Annotated in this window: 17 protein-coding genes; 11 read left to right on the top strand and 6 right to left on the bottom strand. The window is 59.6% G+C overall.

Annotated features, from left to right (window positions below; all coding sequences use genetic code 11):
• The first annotated feature begins 94 nt into the window (after positions 1-94).
• From THECO_RS13385 to THECO_RS13365, 5 genes are all read left to right on the top strand, one after another.
• A complete protein-coding gene (locus THECO_RS13385; protein ID WP_015255585.1) occupies positions 95-1,432 on the top strand; it encodes an MFS transporter in 1,338 nt (445 codons plus the stop codon).
• 219 nt (positions 1,433-1,651) lie between these two features.
• The gene (locus THECO_RS13380) at positions 1,652-2,512 is read left to right on the top strand and encodes a transporter substrate-binding domain-containing protein (RefSeq protein WP_015255584.1); all 861 of its coding nucleotides are present in this window, start codon (positions 1,652-1,654) and stop codon (positions 2,510-2,512) included.
• A 98-nt stretch (positions 2,513-2,610) separates the two neighbouring features.
• Positions 2,611-3,321: an amino acid ABC transporter permease gene (locus THECO_RS13375; protein ID WP_015255583.1), complete on the top strand. Its 711-nt coding sequence runs from the start codon at positions 2,611-2,613 to the stop codon at positions 3,319-3,321.
• 165 nt (positions 3,322-3,486) lie between these two features.
• Positions 3,487-4,845: an IS4 family transposase gene (locus tag THECO_RS13370; protein WP_015255582.1), complete on the top strand. Its 1,359-nt coding sequence runs from the start codon at positions 3,487-3,489 to the stop codon at positions 4,843-4,845.
• Positions 4,846-5,652, top strand: coding sequence for an amino acid ABC transporter ATP-binding protein (locus tag THECO_RS13365; protein WP_015255581.1), 807 nt, complete (start codon positions 4,846-4,848; stop codon positions 5,650-5,652).
• A 446-nt stretch (positions 5,653-6,098) separates the two neighbouring features.
• Here the strand turns inward: THECO_RS13365 and THECO_RS13360 are convergent, their stop codons facing one another.
• The 3 genes from THECO_RS13360 to THECO_RS13350 all read right to left on the bottom strand — a co-directional run bounded on the left by THECO_RS13360 (position 6,099) and on the right by THECO_RS13350 (position 8,314).
• Positions 6,099-7,058 carry a cation diffusion facilitator family transporter gene (locus tag THECO_RS13360; protein WP_015255580.1) on the bottom strand — a complete coding sequence of 320 codons (960 nt, stop codon included), beginning with the start codon at positions 7,056-7,058 and terminating at the stop codon, positions 6,099-6,101.
• A gap of 233 nt (positions 7,059-7,291) precedes the next feature.
• Positions 7,292-7,948, bottom strand: coding sequence for a bacillithiol biosynthesis deacetylase BshB2 (bshB2, locus tag THECO_RS13355; protein WP_015255579.1), 657 nt, complete (start codon positions 7,946-7,948; stop codon positions 7,292-7,294).
• A gap of 21 nt (positions 7,949-7,969) precedes the next feature.
• A complete protein-coding gene (locus THECO_RS13350; protein ID WP_015255578.1) occupies positions 7,970-8,314 on the bottom strand; it encodes a YojF family protein in 345 nt (114 codons plus the stop codon).
• Positions 8,315-8,534: 220 nt separating this feature from the next.
• Between THECO_RS13350 and THECO_RS13345 the strand changes: the two genes are divergently transcribed.
• Both THECO_RS13345 and sda read left to right on the top strand, forming a co-directional pair.
• Positions 8,535-9,206: a YheC/YheD family protein gene (locus tag THECO_RS13345; RefSeq protein WP_015255577.1), complete on the top strand. Its 672-nt coding sequence runs from the start codon at positions 8,535-8,537 to the stop codon at positions 9,204-9,206.
• A gap of 266 nt (positions 9,207-9,472) precedes the next feature.
• Entirely contained in the window at positions 9,473-9,616 is a 144-nt protein-coding gene (gene sda / locus THECO_RS13340; protein ID WP_015255576.1) for a sporulation histidine kinase inhibitor Sda, read from the top strand.
• Positions 9,617-9,629: 13 nt separating this feature from the next.
• On the opposite strand, the gene THECO_RS13335 is transcribed toward sda, so the two are convergent.
• Both THECO_RS13335 and THECO_RS13330 read right to left on the bottom strand, forming a co-directional pair.
• Positions 9,630-9,872, bottom strand: coding sequence for a hypothetical protein (locus tag THECO_RS13335; protein ID WP_015255575.1), 243 nt, complete (start codon positions 9,870-9,872; stop codon positions 9,630-9,632).
• A 33-nt stretch (positions 9,873-9,905) separates the two neighbouring features.
• Positions 9,906-10,904, bottom strand: a complete 999-nt coding sequence (locus THECO_RS13330) for an NAD(P)/FAD-dependent oxidoreductase (RefSeq protein ID WP_015255574.1) — start codon at positions 10,902-10,904, stop codon at positions 9,906-9,908.
• Between the two features lie 325 nt (positions 10,905-11,229).
• Between THECO_RS13330 and THECO_RS13325 the strand changes: the two genes are divergently transcribed.
• Complete coding sequence (locus THECO_RS13325) at positions 11,230-12,423, top strand: NAD(P)/FAD-dependent oxidoreductase (RefSeq protein ID WP_015255573.1); 1,194 nt, start codon at positions 11,230-11,232, stop codon at positions 12,421-12,423.
• Positions 12,423-12,716, top strand: a complete 294-nt coding sequence (locus THECO_RS13320) for a hypothetical protein (RefSeq protein ID WP_015255572.1) — start codon at positions 12,423-12,425, stop codon at positions 12,714-12,716. Before THECO_RS13325 ends, THECO_RS13320 begins: the two co-directional genes overlap by 1 nt.
• Before the next feature lie 81 nt (positions 12,717-12,797).
• Here THECO_RS13320 and hemQ read toward each other — a convergent pair whose 3' ends face one another.
• On the bottom strand, positions 12,798-13,544 hold the full coding sequence (hemQ, locus tag THECO_RS13315; protein WP_015255571.1) for a hydrogen peroxide-dependent heme synthase: 747 nt from the start codon (positions 13,542-13,544) through the stop codon (positions 12,798-12,800).
• 187 nt (positions 13,545-13,731) lie between these two features.
• Here hemQ and THECO_RS13310 point away from each other — a divergent pair, with 187 nt between their 5' ends.
• Complete coding sequence (locus THECO_RS13310) at positions 13,732-14,019, top strand: YuiB family protein (RefSeq protein ID WP_015255570.1); 288 nt, start codon at positions 13,732-13,734, stop codon at positions 14,017-14,019.
• Between the two features lie 62 nt (positions 14,020-14,081).
• Positions 14,082-14,948, top strand: coding sequence for an alpha/beta fold hydrolase (locus tag THECO_RS13305; RefSeq protein WP_015255569.1), 867 nt, complete (start codon positions 14,082-14,084; stop codon positions 14,946-14,948).
• Positions 14,949-15,009 lie beyond the last annotated feature (61 nt).

The following is a 15,009-nucleotide window of genomic DNA, read 5'->3' as shown; positions in this document are numbered from 1 at the left end:
AGCCTCTTTTTTGCATCGGCGGCGCCAAGGATTGACCCCCGGCGGGTGATGGTGGATAATGGCGTTATGTGACTTGCGGAGGGAGATGCTGAGGATGGATTGGCGCAGAGTATCGGTGCTGGCCGGCATTGTCATGGCCATGCTCGTCTCGGCGATGGATACGACGATCATCAATACGACGATGCCGACGATTGCGGAAGAACTGGGACAGTTCCATCTGTACGCGTGGACTTTCGCTTCCTATATGATCTTCACGACGGTGCTGGCGCCGATCGCCGGCCGGCTTTCCGACATGTACGGGAGGAAAAAGGTGCTGCTGGCGGGGCTCGTCCTGTTCCTGCTCGGATCGCTGCTGTGCGGCGCCGCGCAGTCGATGGTGCAGCTTGTTCTTTTCCGCGCCGTCCAGGGCATCGGGGCGGGCATCATGAACCCGTTCCCGGCGATCATCGCGGGGGATCTGTTCTCCGTCGAGAAGCGTGGACGCATCCAGGCGCTGTTCACGGCGATGTGGGGGCTGTCGGGGGTCATTGCGCCGCTGCTCGGCTCGCTGTTCGTCGAGTATTGGACATGGCGGTGGATTTTCTTCGTCAACATTCCGATCTGCATCGTATCGATTCTGCTGCTGCTGCCTTATCGCGAGGTGTACCAGCCGCGGCCGGCCGCCATCGACTACGCCGGCACGGTGCTGTTCACGGCCGGGGTCAGTCTGCTCCTCATGACGACGGTTGTGGAAAGCGGAATTGCACTGTACGCCGCGGGCGGACTCGCGCTGCTTGTGCTGTTCGTGCAGTGGGAACGCCGCCACGCGTCGCCGCTGCTGCCGCTCAATCTGTTCCGCAACCGCCAGGTGACCTGGATCAATGTGAACGGATTTCTGGCGAACGCGGCGCTGTTCGGCGCAAGCACTTATCTTCCGTATTATCTGCAGGACCAGGGCTGGTCCATCTTCATGAGCGGCGTCGCCATGCTCGGCATGACCGGCGGCTGGATGATCGCTTCGGTGCCGGCGGGCCGCTGGATTCTGAACTACGGCTACCGGCCGCTCATCGTGCTCGGCAATCTGCTGCAGGTTGTTTCGGCGGCCATGTTCCTGCTGCTCGGCACGTTCAACGATTTCTGGTTCGTACTTATCCTGTCGTTCCCGCTCGGAATTGCGTTCGGCATGCTGTCGACCGTGTCGATCATCGGGGTGCAGCAGCTGGTGGCGCCCGACCAGAAGGGCGTCTCGACGTCGCTGCAGATGTTCGCGCGGAACATCGGCACGACGTTCGGCGTCACGCTGATGGGCGCGATGCTCGCGAAGGCGCCGGAGGTGGCGGAAGGATTCCGCTGGATGTTCCTGTACGGCACCGCCGGCAGTCTCGTGTCGCTGGCCACCGCGTTCCTGATCCGCGGCGGCCGGCCGGCGCGGGAAGTGAACGCCGGCGCATGAATCATGGACCGCTTCGGCTGCTTCGGGCCGGGCGGTCCTTCTTTGCGCGCACCGGTTACGATTGAAGATCCCGGACTTTTTTGCATCACAACGATTTTTTTTTGATTGAATGCTTGCAATCATCCGCTGATTGGAATATAAGGAATATTTGGTTGTTGCGTTTGCGGGATCAGATCACAATAATACAAAGTAGCACATGGGAAAAGGGAGAGGACATTCATGAAAAAAACAGCCGCCATCCTGCTCGCGGCACTGCTTGCGGTTGCGGTCATCGGCTGCGGCTCAGGCAACAGCAACAAGGACCAGGCAAGCTCGGGCGTGAAGGTCATCGACATTCCGCTCACGGAAGAAGAGTACGCCTTCGGGGTGGACAAGAATCAACCGGAGCTTCTGGAGCAAGTGAATGAGTTCATCGCCAAGATCAAGGAAGACGGAACGCTCGATGAGATCCTGAACCGTTATTTCGGCGACGGAGAACCTCAGCCGGTCACTTCCGCGGAACTGGACACCGGCAAGGACCAACTGGTCGTCGCGACCAACGCGGCTTTTGAGCCGTTCGAGTATATGAAGGGCGACAAATACTACGGCGTTGACATGGAGATCGCCGCGCTGCTCGCCGAGCATCTGGGCAAAGAACTTGTCATCAGCAACATGGACTTCGACGCCGTGGTGCTGTCCGTCGGCCAGGGCAAAGCGGATATCGGCATGGCCGGTCTTACGGTCAATGAGGAGCGCAAGCAATACGTGGAGTTCTCGGAGAAATACTATGACGCTGCGCAGTTGGTCATCGTGAAAGCTTCCGATACCCGGTTCGACGACAGCAAGACGGCCGCCGATGTGGAAGCGGTACTGGCCGGACTGACGAAGGAGAACAAGGTCGGGTTCCAGACCGGCACGACGGCACAGTTCTATGTGGAAGGCGACGAAGATTGGGGATTCCCGGGACTCAATGTGACCGGCGTCGGCTATCGCAACGGTTCGCTGGCCGTTCAGGATATGCTCAACGGCAATGTTGAACTGGTCATCATCGACGAGGCGCCGGCGAAGTTCATTGCCGCCGCGATCAACGAATTGCAATAAAGACAGGCGGATGCAGACGCTGGCATCCAGGCAAAGCTTGAACAGATTCGATGATACTCCGCCGGAGGGCGGAGTATCTCCGCGTTTGGGAGCGTGTCATGGGAAATTTTGACAAGAAGCTGGAGCGGTTCTGGGAGGTCTTCATCGAGCATGGCGGATACGTCAAGGTGCTTACCGGACTGCAAAATACGGTCTACATCGCGGTCGCGGGCCTGGCCATCGGTATCCTGATCGGTACGCTCATCGCCATCATCCGGGTATCGCCCAAAAACAACGGATTGCTGAAAACCCTGAACAGCCTGTGCGTTTTCTATGTCGGATTGTTCAGAGGAACGCCGATCGTCGTGCAGCTGCTCGTCGCCTACTATGTCATATTGCCTTTGATCGGCGTCAATATCCCCGCGCTGCAGGTGTGCGTGATCGTCTTCGGGCTGAACAGCGCCGCTTATGTGTCGGAGATCATGCGCAGCGGCATCCTGTCCGTCGATCCCGGCCAGATGGAGGCGGGCCGGGCCCTCGGTCTGAACTACCGCGTCACGATGCTGAAGATCGTCATTCCGCAAGCCGTGAAGAACATCGTGCCGACGCTCGGCAACGAATTCATTTCGCTGATCAAGGAAACCTCCGTCGTCAGCTTCGTCGGCGCCGCCGATCTGTATGTGGCCTTCAACTATATCGGCTCGAACAATTACGAATTCATGGTGCCTTATCTCGTCATGGCCTTGATCTACATTGCCCTGGTTGCCGTCGCTGCGCTGATCATCAGGCAATTGGAAAGGAGCCTGAGAAAAAGTGATAGACGTCATTGATCTGAAGAACTCAACTTTCGCACCTAGAAAATCAATGTAAAACCAATTGTGGAGTGGGCTTAGGGTCTGTTGAATAGCCAGCTTGCCAAAATAGAAAAACACCGCTTCGTTTGGTAAAGTGAGAGTGACGACTTCCACTACCAGACAGAAGAGGTGTCTTCCATCATGATAGACCATCAGCCCGACCTGAATCAACTGCCAAACGAATTAAAGCCTGCTTTTCAAGAACTGAAAGTGCTGAAACATCTTCAGCAAGCCGGGTTCCGTAAGCGATTCGGCTTTAGCTGTGCTCGGCTGTTCCAACTCGTCTTCGTTCTGCTGTTTCACCAGAAGAATTGGTTCCGACTGCTCGAGAGCAGCAAGGGCGACGCATTTCCCGGCAAGGATGCCGTCTATCGTTTCCTCAACCATGCAGGCTTTGCCTGGCGTCGTTTTCTGACGTCGCTCAGCGTCGCGACGGTGCAGAAGGTGAACGTGCTTACGTCGTCCAATCGGGACACCGTCTTCATTGTCGACGACTCCATGTTCGAGCGCAACCGCAGCAAAGCCGTCGAGTTGCTGGCCAGATTCAAAGATCATGCCACCGGCGCTTATTATAAGGGCTTTCGCATGCTCACCATGGGATGGTCCGACGGCCATACGTTTCTGCCGCTGGACTTCACACTGCTCAGTTCCAGCAAATCTGCCATTAACGGCATGAGCGAGAAGATCGACAAACGGACGAACGGCTATAAGCGACGTCAAGAAGCACTCCTGCCGGCTCCGCAGGTAATCGTATCGATGTTGGATCGCGCGCTTGCCGCTGGAGCCACGGCCTCCTACGTCTTGATGGACAGTTGGTTCACGCACGCGCCCCTCATTGGCGAAATCGTTTCTCGCGGGCTCGACGTGATCGGCATGGTCAAGAACGACAATAAGCGTTTCCTTGTTCAAGGCCGGAAGCTGTCGCTCAAAGAACTATATGCGGCAGCGCCTCCGGTGCAGCGTAAGAAACGGGGCATCCTCCGTTCGATTCAAACCGAGCTTGCCCCCGGCATACCGGTTCGCGTGGTATTCGTCCGTCATCGTACGAAGAAGAATGAATGGCTCGCGGTACTGTCAACGGATCTTTCCCTCTCCGTGGAGGACGTGATCCGCATTTACGGGATCCGCTGGGACATCGAGGTCTTCTTCAAGTGCACCAAGTCGCTGCTTCGTTTGCAGAAAGAGTTTCAAGGTCGCTCCTATGATTTGCTGATTAGCCATACGACCATTGTGTTTTCCCGCTATATTCTGCTGGCATGGCAGCACCGGCAAAGTACGGATGCTCGCTCGTTCGGCGGCTTGTTTTATGTGTTGTGCGACGAAGTTGGCACGTTGGACTGGGCGATCGCCTTGCAGCAACTGCTCGATCTGATCAACGAAATCGCAACGAAAGCAGGAAAAAAGCTTTCGGCTCTGATTCAACGTCAACTCCAGCAATGGATTGCCGCTTTACCCAGCTACATCAAGGCTTGTTTGCCCATTTCATACTGCGAAAGTTGAGTGAAGAAGACCTACGGCAAGCTGGACGTGCTGAAGGGGATTACGACCTCGATCAAGCCGGGCGAGAAGATCGCGATTATCGGACCGTCCGGAAGCGGCAAGAGCACCTTCCTCCGCTGCCTGAACCGGATGGAAGAACCGACGAGCGGCTTGATCATCTTCAACGGTCAGGGTATTACCGACCGGAAGGCGGACATCGACGCCCACCGCCGCCAGATGGGCATGGTGTTCCAGCATTTCAACCTGTTCAACAACAAGACCGTGCTCGACAACATCATGCTGGCGCCGGTCTACCTGGCCTTGCGCGATCTGCGCAGGCTGAAATGGCGGAACCGGCTCATCCGGCTGCGCAATCTGTTCCGCCGCGAGAAGCTGCCGCTCCATCCGATCAACACGAGCAAGGCGCAGATCAAGGCCGAGGCGCGGGAGACGGCCCTGCGGCTCTTGAAGCGCATCGGCCTGGAGGACAAGGCGCATGTGTATCCGTCCACTCTGTCCGGCGGGCAGAAGCAGCGCATCGCGATCGTCCGCGCGCTGGCGATGAATCCGAAGGTCATGCTGTTCGACGAGCCGACTTCGGCGCTCGATCCGGAGATGGTCGGCGAGGTGCTGGATCTGATCCGGCAGCTGGCCGACGAGGGCATGACCATGGTGATCGTCACCCATGAGATGGGATTCGCCCGGGAAGTGGCGACCCGGGTGCTGTTCATGGACGGGGGGAGCATCGTGGAGGACGACGCGCCGGAACGCATTTTCACGAATCCGCAGCATCCGCGGACGAAGGAGTTCTTGTCCAAGGTGTTGTAAGAAGCGAAAAAGTACGGTTCGCCTGGTTGAGGCGGGCCGTACTTTTTTGTGAGTCTGGCATGGGGCGGGGTTGTAACGCGGTATCCACGTTACAGTGTGCGGCGAGCGGCTCCGTGCGAGTCTGTAGCGTGGTATTCACGTTACAGCGTGAGGCGTTCCGCCCCGGGCGGGTCTGTAGCGCGGTATTCACGTTACAGCGTACGATGAGCCGCCCCGAGCGGTGCCGTAGCGTGGTATGCGCGTTACAACGTGCGGCGAGCCGACCCGAGCTGTTCTGTAGCGTGGTATCCACGTTACAGCGTGCGATGAGCCGCCCCGAGCGGTGCCGTAGCGTGGTATTCACGTTACAGCGTGGAGCGAGCCGCCCCGAGCGGTGCCGTAGCGTGGTATCCACGTTACAGCGTGGAGCGAGCCGCTCCGGGCGGGTCTGTAACGCGGTATCCGCGTTACGTCGTCCCCGCGAGTTCTTTTTCCCGAGGCTTCCGGTCCTCGAGGAACTGCCTGCCGTACTCGCCGTGCGGATGGATCTGCGCGTGTTCGGTCTGGATGGTGGCGTGCATGATTTTGTATTTGTCCTTCAGTATCTCGTTGATCGCGAGGATGACGCAGAACGGCTGGATGTCGGCGCGGATGAAGACGTGGGCGGTCAGGATGTTGTGGTCGGTCGAGATCGCCCAGAAATGCATCTCATGAACGTCCAGCACGCCTTCCACCTTCGCGATGTCCTTCCGGATCTCCTCCAGCTCGTACCCCTCCGGCACCGATTCCATCAGGACGCGGAACGACTGCCGGATGATCTTCGCCCCGCCGCCGAAAATGATCCCGCCGATGATGATGCTGATGATCGGGTCGAACAGATGCCAGCCCGTGAAGTAAATGAGCGCAGCCGACACGATGACGCCGATCGAGCTGAGCAGATCGCCGATGAAATGCCACAGCGCGCTCTTGATATTCAGGTTGTTCTCTTCCTTCATACTGCGGCTGAGGACGATCGTCAGGACGATGTTGACGATGAGGCCGATGACGGCGATCGTCAGCATGATGCCGTAGTCGATCTCGGGCCGCGTCACGAACCGGCGCGCGCCTTCGATGAAGATGCCGACGGAGATGGCGCACAGCGCAAGGCCGTTCAGCAGCGCGGCGATCGTCTCGAACCGCAGATAGCCATAGGTGTAGCGGGAATTCGGCCTGCGCGACGCCAGCTGCACCGCGAGCAGGCTGAGCCCCAGGGCGGCGACGTCGGAGATCATGTGGGCGGAGTCGGACAGGAGCGCCAGCGATTTCGAGACGATGCCGCCGATCACTTCGACGATCGTGAAGAACAGGGTGAGACCGAGCACGATCCACAACGTGCGCCGGGATGCCGCCTGTTCCTTGACGTGCGCGAGATGATGGAAATCGCCCATATGGGCCGCCTCCTTCGGCGAACGGCCTGTTCATGCGCCCGATAATGTACATTTAGTATATGCCCGGTTCGTCGAAGTCGCAATGAATCGACGCATTGACAAATGGAAGAGCCGGCCCAGGCACGGGATGTGCCTGACCGGCTCCTTTTGTCCCCAATCCGCAGATACAACGCCGAAAGGCGTCTGCCATCGCGAAGCAATGTTCAAAGTCATGTCAATTTTGCAAAGCAGATTCAATCAAACCGATAAGTCCAGAATCGCTCGGTTCCGAACCGCTCTTCCAGTTCGCGGGTGATCCGCTTGCCGCCGTCCGATATGCCGGGCACGTAAAATTGGGAGCGGTGCGCCCGGATCGAATCGAACTTCTGCTTCAGGTACGGCCGGACGTCGCGGTAGACGTCGGGCTTGCCGAGATCGCGCTCGCAGCCGTGCGAGAAGGCGATGCAATGCACGGTCGGCCGTTCGCCGCGAGGCATCCGTCCGATCACGCGGACGACGGCGGCGCCGCAGGCGTCGTGGTCGGGGTGGACGGCATAGCCCGGGTAGAAGGTGATGACGAGCTCGGGCTTCACGTCGCGCACGACCGCGCCGATCCGCTCATCGAGCAGCTCGGGATCTTCGAATTCGATCGTCTTGTCCATGAAACCGAGCAGTCTGAGGTCCCGGACGCCGATGGCCCGGCACGATTCCTCGAGTTCCCGCCTGCGGAACCCGGGCAGCGTCAAGCGGTTCGCGAACGGCGGAAAACCCATGTTCCGGCCCATCTCGCCGAGGGTCAGGCAGGCGTATGCGACTTCGGCGCCGGAGGCGGCGTACATGGCCAGCGTTCCGGACACGCCGAACGATTCGTCATCGGGATGCGGGAAAACGGCAAGAACGCGTTTTTCCATAATCTAAGCACCTCTCCCCTCTCAGAACGGGCTCGGAGACAACTGCAGGGCGACGGCCAGCTTGCCTTCGCTGTTGTGGCCGGCCAGCAGGAGCCGCTCCGTCTCCGATTCCTCGTAGTGCGTCAGTCCCTCGCAATAGACCCATCCGTGTGCCATCTTCAGTCCGACGCGGTACGGACCGCTGCCGGATATCGTACCCCGTTCATAGCGGATGACGGCGTTCTTGACGAACGCCGACGACGGATGCCGGCTGCTGTCGTGATGAGTGGCGTATGCGCCGGTCGTCGACTCGAGGTGAAGATAGAGATCGCGTCCTTTCAAAGCCTCGAGCCGGGCCTGAACCGTTTCGGCGTCGATTGGTATCAATGTCGGCACCTCCCTGCGTGAAGACCGTCTGCCCGGCCTTGCCGGTGAATCCGGAAGTACCGGGGCAGCCGTCAAGTCATGGTACTGACAGGGTACCACTCCGCAAGGCTTGAAATCAACGACATCCGCACATTTTGGACGAGGCAGGGGTGTTTATCCAGGAGGGAGTTGTCTTCCCGGCATATGATGGAGCAGTTCAAGTGGAAGGGGAGCGATGCCGATGCAAGCGGGTACCGGCAGGACGCTGGCGAACAAGTGGGCAAAGACGGCTGCGCTCAAAACGCATCCGGGAATCGCTCCGCATATTCCGCACACGCGGCTGTTCACTGAAGCCAATCTGCGCCGGATGCTGGCGCAATACGGGAGCGTTGTCGTCAAGCCGCAGCGCGGCACCGGCGGACTCGGCGTCGCCAAGATTGCGCGCAGCGGACGCGGATATACCCTCACGGTCGGCGCATCGAAACGCTCGTACCGCTCGTTCGCGGGGCTGCTTCGGGCATTGCGTCGGCTCAGGCGCGGGCGACGCTACCTGATCCAGCGCTGCATCCCGCTCGCGACGATCGGCGGACGGCCGATCGATTACCGGGTGAAGATCGTGAAGGAGGGCGGCGCGTGGAAAATCCGGGCGATTGTCGGCCGGCTGGCGCGCAAGGGGCTGTTCGTCACGAACCTGTGCCGCGGCGGCACGCAGCTGCCGGCTTCCGTCGGCATCAGCCGCTCGCTGTCGCCTCGGCTGGCGGCCGTCAAGAAACGGCAGATGCGTTCGCTCACGTACACGGCGACGGCCGTGCTGGAACAGCGGTATCCCGGAATCGGCCAGCTCGGATTTGACTACGGTCTGGACCGCTCGGGGAAAATCTGGATTTTCGAAGTGAACACGCGGCCGCATTGATCTTGCCAGATATTTAATGAGGTTAATAGGATTTGCTAATCTGGAAATCAATATGCATCAAACTTTTTTATAGGGCAGACGCAAATCACATGCTGTGTATAACTCTATCCACAACATCCCCATAGCAACGGCGCATTTTTCGACGTCTGCCCACAAGAAACGCACAATTCATACACAGTCCGCTGTGGATATCCGGATCGCTTGTTCCGCTGGAAATGGACATGCTAAGATGAGGGTGACACAAGCATTGAAAGGATGACCCGAGCATGAACAAGCTTCCGGACGAATTGCTGCTCGAAGCTTATTATACGGCGGTTGAACAGAAACTGGATCCCGCGTTCATCCGCATGCTCGCAGCGGAACTGTCCCGGCGCAAGCTGAAGCCTGTTTCCGTCCGGATGGGAGCGTAATAGATCCGGGCGTTCACGGCCGCAGGACAATCGTGACTTCGCCATCGGTTCCGCAGGATGCGCAGTGAACCGCGTGAATACAGATCATGTCTTCGATCGAGCCGCGCATGCGGCTTTCTTCGTGCCCGGGCTCGTACGGCGCGTACGGCCCGAGCGCGTCGGAAGCACGCCCGGCGTCCTCGGCGGAGCGGCCGCAGCGGGGACAGTCGAAGACGAGCGGCACGAGACCGTTGCACACGGGACAGATCGGCGGCATGGCCATCACCCCGTCACATAGGATGTCCAGCCGTCACAATTTCATATTGCTGCTGTGGCCCGGAGACAGCTTCGCGGTTGGATCGATGTACACTTTCGCGTTGTTGATGGCGGTCGGCGCTTCCCCGAAACCGACGGCGATCAGCTTCAGCTTGCCGGGGTAGGTGACGATGTCGCCCGCGGCGAAAATGCCCGGAATGGACGTCTCCATGCGCGAGTCGACGACGATGGAGCCGGATTCGATCTGAAGTCCCCATTCCTCGATCGGGCCGAGCGAAGAGACGAAGCCGAAGCTGACGATGACCGCGTCGACCTCGTGCTCCGTCGTTTCGCCGGAGCGGCCATGTTTCAGGGTTACGCGTTCGATCCGCCCGCTGCCGGACAGGGCCTCGATCTCGGCGGGCGTGATGATGTTCACGCTCGACGCCTTCAGCTTCTCGACGCTGTGCTCGTGGGCCCGGAATTTGTCCCGGCGGTGCACCAGCGTGACGGAGGATGCGATCGGCTCGAGCATGAGCGCCCAGTCGACGGCGGAGTCGCCGCCGCCGCTGATCAGGACGCGCTTGTCCCGGAATTTCTCCATGTCATTGACAAAATAATGCAGGTTGACGCCCTCGTATGCTTCCGCTCCCGGCAATTCCAGCTTCCGGGGTTCGAAAGCGCCGACGCCGGCGGTGATGATGACGGCGCGCGCGTGGTGCACGGTGCGGTCGGTCGTCACTTCGAACAGCCGTTCCTCGATTTTTCGCACGTTCAGCACTTTTTCTTCGAGACAGATTTCCGGCTTGAACAGATCGAGCTGCTCACGGAGACGGTCGACGAGTTCCTGCGCTTTCACGCGCGGAAAGCCCGCCACGTCAAAAATTTCTTTCTCCGGGTAGAGCGCGGAGAGCTGGCCGCCGAGCTGCGGCATGCTCTCGATGATTTTCACGGTCGCCTGCCGCATGCCGCCGTAGAATGCGGCGAACATGCCGACGGGACCGCCGCCGACGATGACGATGTCGGTCAGATTGGGATGGGTTTGCTGGGACATCACACGGCACCTCCAGGCTGATTGGATAATTTCGACATCTGCGCGGTTATTTTTACATTATACCTGTTCCCGCGTCCTTCGTCTGTCGTTTTTGTACGGAGTTCTAAAAGAATTCGTAGGTTTTGCTCTTGAACTTTTTCTGAAAACTGCTATCATTTTCAATGTATGTTACGGGTATTGTGTCCGATATCTGTTCGAGCGCATACATGAGGGCGTTTGAATTGACGCAAGCTAGGCATGAAACCCTTGATGGCCGGTCTTGTTTGTGTAATTTTTCACAATATCCCGGTAATGATCAACGACCAAGAATGGAAGGGAGCCCAACATGAGCAGCATTCCGAAGATCGTCATTCTCGGCGCCGGGTACGGGGGCGTCATGACGGCGCTTCGTCTGCAGAAGCAACTCAATTACAACGAAGCGGACGTGACGCTCGTCAACAAGCATGACTACCATTATATTACCACCCACCTGCACATGCCGGCCGCAGGAACGGACAGTCCGGAGAATGCACGCGTCAGCATTTCGAAACTGATCGACGAGTTCAAGATCGATTTCGTGAAGTCGACGGTCGTGCAGATCCGGCCGCAGGACCGCAAGGTCATTCTGGAGGACGGCACGCTGTCTTACGACTACCTCGTGATCGGCGTCGGCGGGGAGCCGGAGACGTTCGGCATTCCGGGCCTGAAGGAGTACGCGCTGAACATCCGGAGCATCAACTCCGTCCGTCTGATCCGCGAACATATCGAGTATCAGTTCGCGAAGTACAAACGCGAGCCGCATCGCACCGACTATCTGACGTTCATCGTCGGCGGCGCGGGCTTCACCGGCATCGAGTTCGTCGGCGAGCTGGCCGACCGCATCCCGCAGCTCTGCCGTGAATTCGACGTCGATCCGCAGCTCGTGAAGCTGATCAACATCGAAGCGGCGCCGACCGCGCTGCCGGGCTTCGATCCGGAGCTCGTCGAATATGCGATGGACGTGCTGCGCAAGAAAGGCGTCACGTTCCGCATCGGCACGCCGATCAAGGAGTGCAAGCCGGACGGCGTCATCGTCGGCGAAGGCGAGGAGATCAAGGCGCAGACGGTCATCTGGACCGGCGGCATCCGCGGCAACCGGCTGATCGAGGAAGCCGGCTTCGAGACGATGCGCGGCCGCGTGAAGGTCGACGAATATCTGCGTGCGCCGGGGCATGACAATGTTTACGTCGTCGGCGACAACTCGCTGGTGTTCAACGAGGAAGGCCGCCCGTACCCGCCGACGGCGCAGATCGCCATGCAGCAAGGCGTGGCCGTGGCGCACAACCTGGTCGCCTCCATCCGCAACCAGGCGCTGAAGAAGTTCGAGTACAAACACAAGGGCACGGTCGCTTCGCTGGGCAAAGGTGAAGCCATCGGCATCGCCTTCGGCAAGAAGTACAAAGGCTGGACGGCAGCCCAGCTCAAGAAGCTCATCGACCTGCGCTATCTGTTCATCATCGGCGGCATTCCGCTCGTGCTGCGCAAAGGGAAATTCTTCTGATGCGGCACTGCAGCGTACAAGTGCGGGGACTGCTGACCCGGGACGAGCTCGACCGCTACAACGCGCTCATGGAAGTCGGCTCTTACCTGGAATCGCAGGGACGATACGACCTGGCTTATACGGTGCAACGAGAAGTGGATTTGCTGATTCAGCCCGCGATCGAGCGGTTGAAGGCGAAAAGCCGCGAGCGCGACCAGATGACGGCAGAATATCTGGCGGCGAAAAAAGCCGAAGCGGAAGGCGCGGCAGCCAACGGGACGGCGGACGCCGGAACGGAAGAAGACGACGAGTGATGCTATCGGAATGCTGCGCCATCGGGAACGAAACAAGGCCGGTCAGGATGCGAATCCTGTCCGGCCTTTTGCTGCGTCCATTTACACGTTCAACAGTTCGCCGAGCTTGTCCGACGTCAACAGATTGCCGACGTAGAAGTCGCCGAATTCGCCGAACCGCGCGCTTACCTCGTCGAAACGCATTTCGTAGACCAGCTTCTTGAACTGGATCGGGTCGTCGGCGAACAGCGTGACGCCCCACTCCCACAAGTCGAAGCCGACCGAACCGGTGATGATCTGCCGGACCTTGCCGGCGTATTTGCGGCCGGTCATGCCATGGGAGCGCATCATTTCGCGCCGCTCGTCGATCGGGAGCATGTACCAGTTGTCGCTGCCCTGCCGGCGTTTGTTCATCGGGTAGAAGCAGATGTGCCGGGTTTTCGGCAGAATCGGTTTGAGCCGGGCGACGATCTCCGGGTTCTGCATCGGATCGGTTCCCGGCTGCGCCATATAGTTGCTCAGCTCGACGACGCTGACATAGGAGTACGCGGGAAGCGTATAGTCGGCGAACGCCGATTTGTTGAACGCCGTCTCCACTTCCTGCAGTTCGTCCAGCGTCTCGCGCAGATGCATGAACAGAATGTCGGCTTTCTGGCCGACGATCGCGTAGACGGCCGTGCTGCCGGTTTTCGCGGCTTCGACCGATGCCCATTCTTCCATCATGCGGCGCAGTTCGCCTGCTGCCTGTTCCCGCTCGGCCGCGTCGGCCTGCTTCCATGCCGACCAGTCGATGGTGCGGAAATCGTGCAGCGCGAACCAGCCTTCAAGCGTTTGAGCCGCTTCGCTCATGGAAACCCTCCTTCAGGTTCTGTCGTTCGTGGAACCTGCACTTGTCGCCCTCATTGTACCCGAACGGCGGGACGCGGGGCAAATGACGGTCTTGTGACAAAGCCGCTCCGAAATTGACTCGTGCGGGCACTTCCACTAAACTACTCTAGAGAAACGGAATGCGCCAAGGAAGGAGCTTGCTTCCGACATGCTGCAAATGATCGTGCTGTTGCTTCTGTTCTTCGTGATGATCTTCGGCATCGGCTTCATTCTGAACATGCTGATCAAGACGACCTGGTTTCCGATCTGGCTGTTCCTGATCGTCGGCGTGCCGCTGGGCATGTACTTCACCTGGGATGAGTCGAAGTCGTTCACGGCCAATCTGACCGGGTATTCCTACGTTGACATCTCGGTGGCGCTCGCGGGTCTCGCCGGCGCGTATGTCAGCGGCTGGACGATCCGCAAGCTGCGCCAGGGCGGATACAAAATGTTCTAATCGGCACCTGAGACGGCAGAGCCATACTAAGACGGAATACCGATTCCGTCGAGGTGAGGGCGATGCCGTTTATTCATGTGAACGGGACGGACATCCATTGTCACGCGCTTGGCCGGGGGCCGGCCGTCGTCATGGTGCACCCGCCGTTTATTGCGAGTTCCATTTTCAATTATCTGAAGCATGATCTGTCCCGGGATCACCGCGTCGTCGTGTTCGACATCCGCGGGCATGGGCACAGCCCGGCGGGCGATGCTTCGCTCACGATCCCGCTCATCGCGGAGGACATCCGCCAGCTGCTGGACCGGCTGGACATCGAGTCCGCCTATGTCTGCGGCTATTCCTGCGGCGCGATGCCGGTGCTCGAAGCGCTGCTGAGCGCGCCCGGCCGGTTCCGGGGCGCCGTGCTGCTGTCCGGCATGAGCGAGCTGACCGACAGCCGCAGCCGGATGCAGATGCGGGCCGGCGCCATGCTTCGCGGCCTGACCCCGGAGGCGGTCGTCGTGCCGGTCGCGCTCGGCAACGCGGACAGCCGGACGACATTCGGCGTGCTCCATGCGGAGGGCAAGATCGGCGATGCGCGCCGCTGCCGGGAATATGCGGATAGCTGCCTGCGTTACAGCTGCACCGGGCGGCTGAACCGCATCGATCATCCCGTGCTGCTGCTCAGCGGCGCGGAGGACGGGGCGGGCTGCGCCTATGCACGCGCCTTGCACGAGCGGCTTCGGGAGTCGGAGTGGTACAGGATCCGGAAAGCGGGCCATCACCTGCCGACGAAGGCGCCGGATCAGACGAGCGATGTCATCCGCGCCTGGATCGCGAAGCTGGAAGGCCGGGACGCGGCGCCCGAGTTCGCCGGGCCGGAAGGTCTGGCGGAGGTGCTCATGGCGGACGAGGCGGATGCTGCGGCGCAGGAAGCGGAGCGGAGCTGACCGAGGGTCGGCGGCCGCTCTTTTTTGCTTAAGCGCCGGCGCCAAACGCGCGATCGCTGTC

The sequence above is a fragment of the Thermobacillus composti KWC4 genome (assembly GCF_000227705.2).
GTDB lineage: Bacteria > Bacillota > Bacilli > Paenibacillales > Paenibacillaceae > Thermobacillus > Thermobacillus xylanilyticus.
Note: the sequence above shows the minus strand (reverse complement) of the source record. Positions and strands in the feature narration are given on the sequence as shown.

What these genes read in the sequence shown, in the direction of transcription:
- THECO_RS13385 (WP_015255585.1), top strand. Translation starts at nt 95, where the DNA reads ATGGATTGGCGCAGAGTATCGGTGCTGGCCGGCATTGTCATGGCCATG.
- THECO_RS13380 (WP_015255584.1), top strand. Translation starts at nt 1,652, where the DNA reads ATGAAAAAAACAGCCGCCATCCTGCTCGCGGCACTGCTTGCGGTTGCG.
- THECO_RS13375 (WP_015255583.1), top strand. Translation starts at nt 2,611, where the DNA reads ATGGGAAATTTTGACAAGAAGCTGGAGCGGTTCTGGGAGGTCTTCATC.
- THECO_RS13370 (WP_015255582.1), top strand. Translation starts at nt 3,487, where the DNA reads ATGATAGACCATCAGCCCGACCTGAATCAACTGCCAAACGAATTAAAG.
- THECO_RS13360 (WP_015255580.1), bottom strand. Translation starts at nt 7,058, where the DNA reads ATGGGCGATTTCCATCATCTCGCGCACGTCAAGGAACAGGCGGCATCC.
- bshB2 (WP_015255579.1), bottom strand. Translation starts at nt 7,948, where the DNA reads ATGGAAAAACGCGTTCTTGCCGTTTTCCCGCATCCCGATGACGAATCG.
- THECO_RS13345 (WP_015255577.1), top strand. Translation starts at nt 8,535, where the DNA reads ATGCAAGCGGGTACCGGCAGGACGCTGGCGAACAAGTGGGCAAAGACG.
- sda (WP_015255576.1), top strand. Translation starts at nt 9,473, where the DNA reads ATGAACAAGCTTCCGGACGAATTGCTGCTCGAAGCTTATTATACGGCG.
- THECO_RS13335 (WP_015255575.1), bottom strand. Translation starts at nt 9,872, where the DNA reads ATGCCGCCGATCTGTCCCGTGTGCAACGGTCTCGTGCCGCTCGTCTTC.
- THECO_RS13330 (WP_015255574.1), bottom strand. Translation starts at nt 10,904, where the DNA reads ATGTCCCAGCAAACCCATCCCAATCTGACCGACATCGTCATCGTCGGC.
- THECO_RS13325 (WP_015255573.1), top strand. Translation starts at nt 11,230, where the DNA reads ATGAGCAGCATTCCGAAGATCGTCATTCTCGGCGCCGGGTACGGGGGC.
- THECO_RS13320 (WP_015255572.1), top strand. Translation starts at nt 12,423, where the DNA reads ATGCGGCACTGCAGCGTACAAGTGCGGGGACTGCTGACCCGGGACGAG.
- hemQ (WP_015255571.1), bottom strand. Translation starts at nt 13,544, where the DNA reads ATGAGCGAAGCGGCTCAAACGCTTGAAGGCTGGTTCGCGCTGCACGAT.
- THECO_RS13310 (WP_015255570.1), top strand. Translation starts at nt 13,732, where the DNA reads ATGCTGCAAATGATCGTGCTGTTGCTTCTGTTCTTCGTGATGATCTTC.
- THECO_RS13305 (WP_015255569.1), top strand. Translation starts at nt 14,082, where the DNA reads ATGCCGTTTATTCATGTGAACGGGACGGACATCCATTGTCACGCGCTT.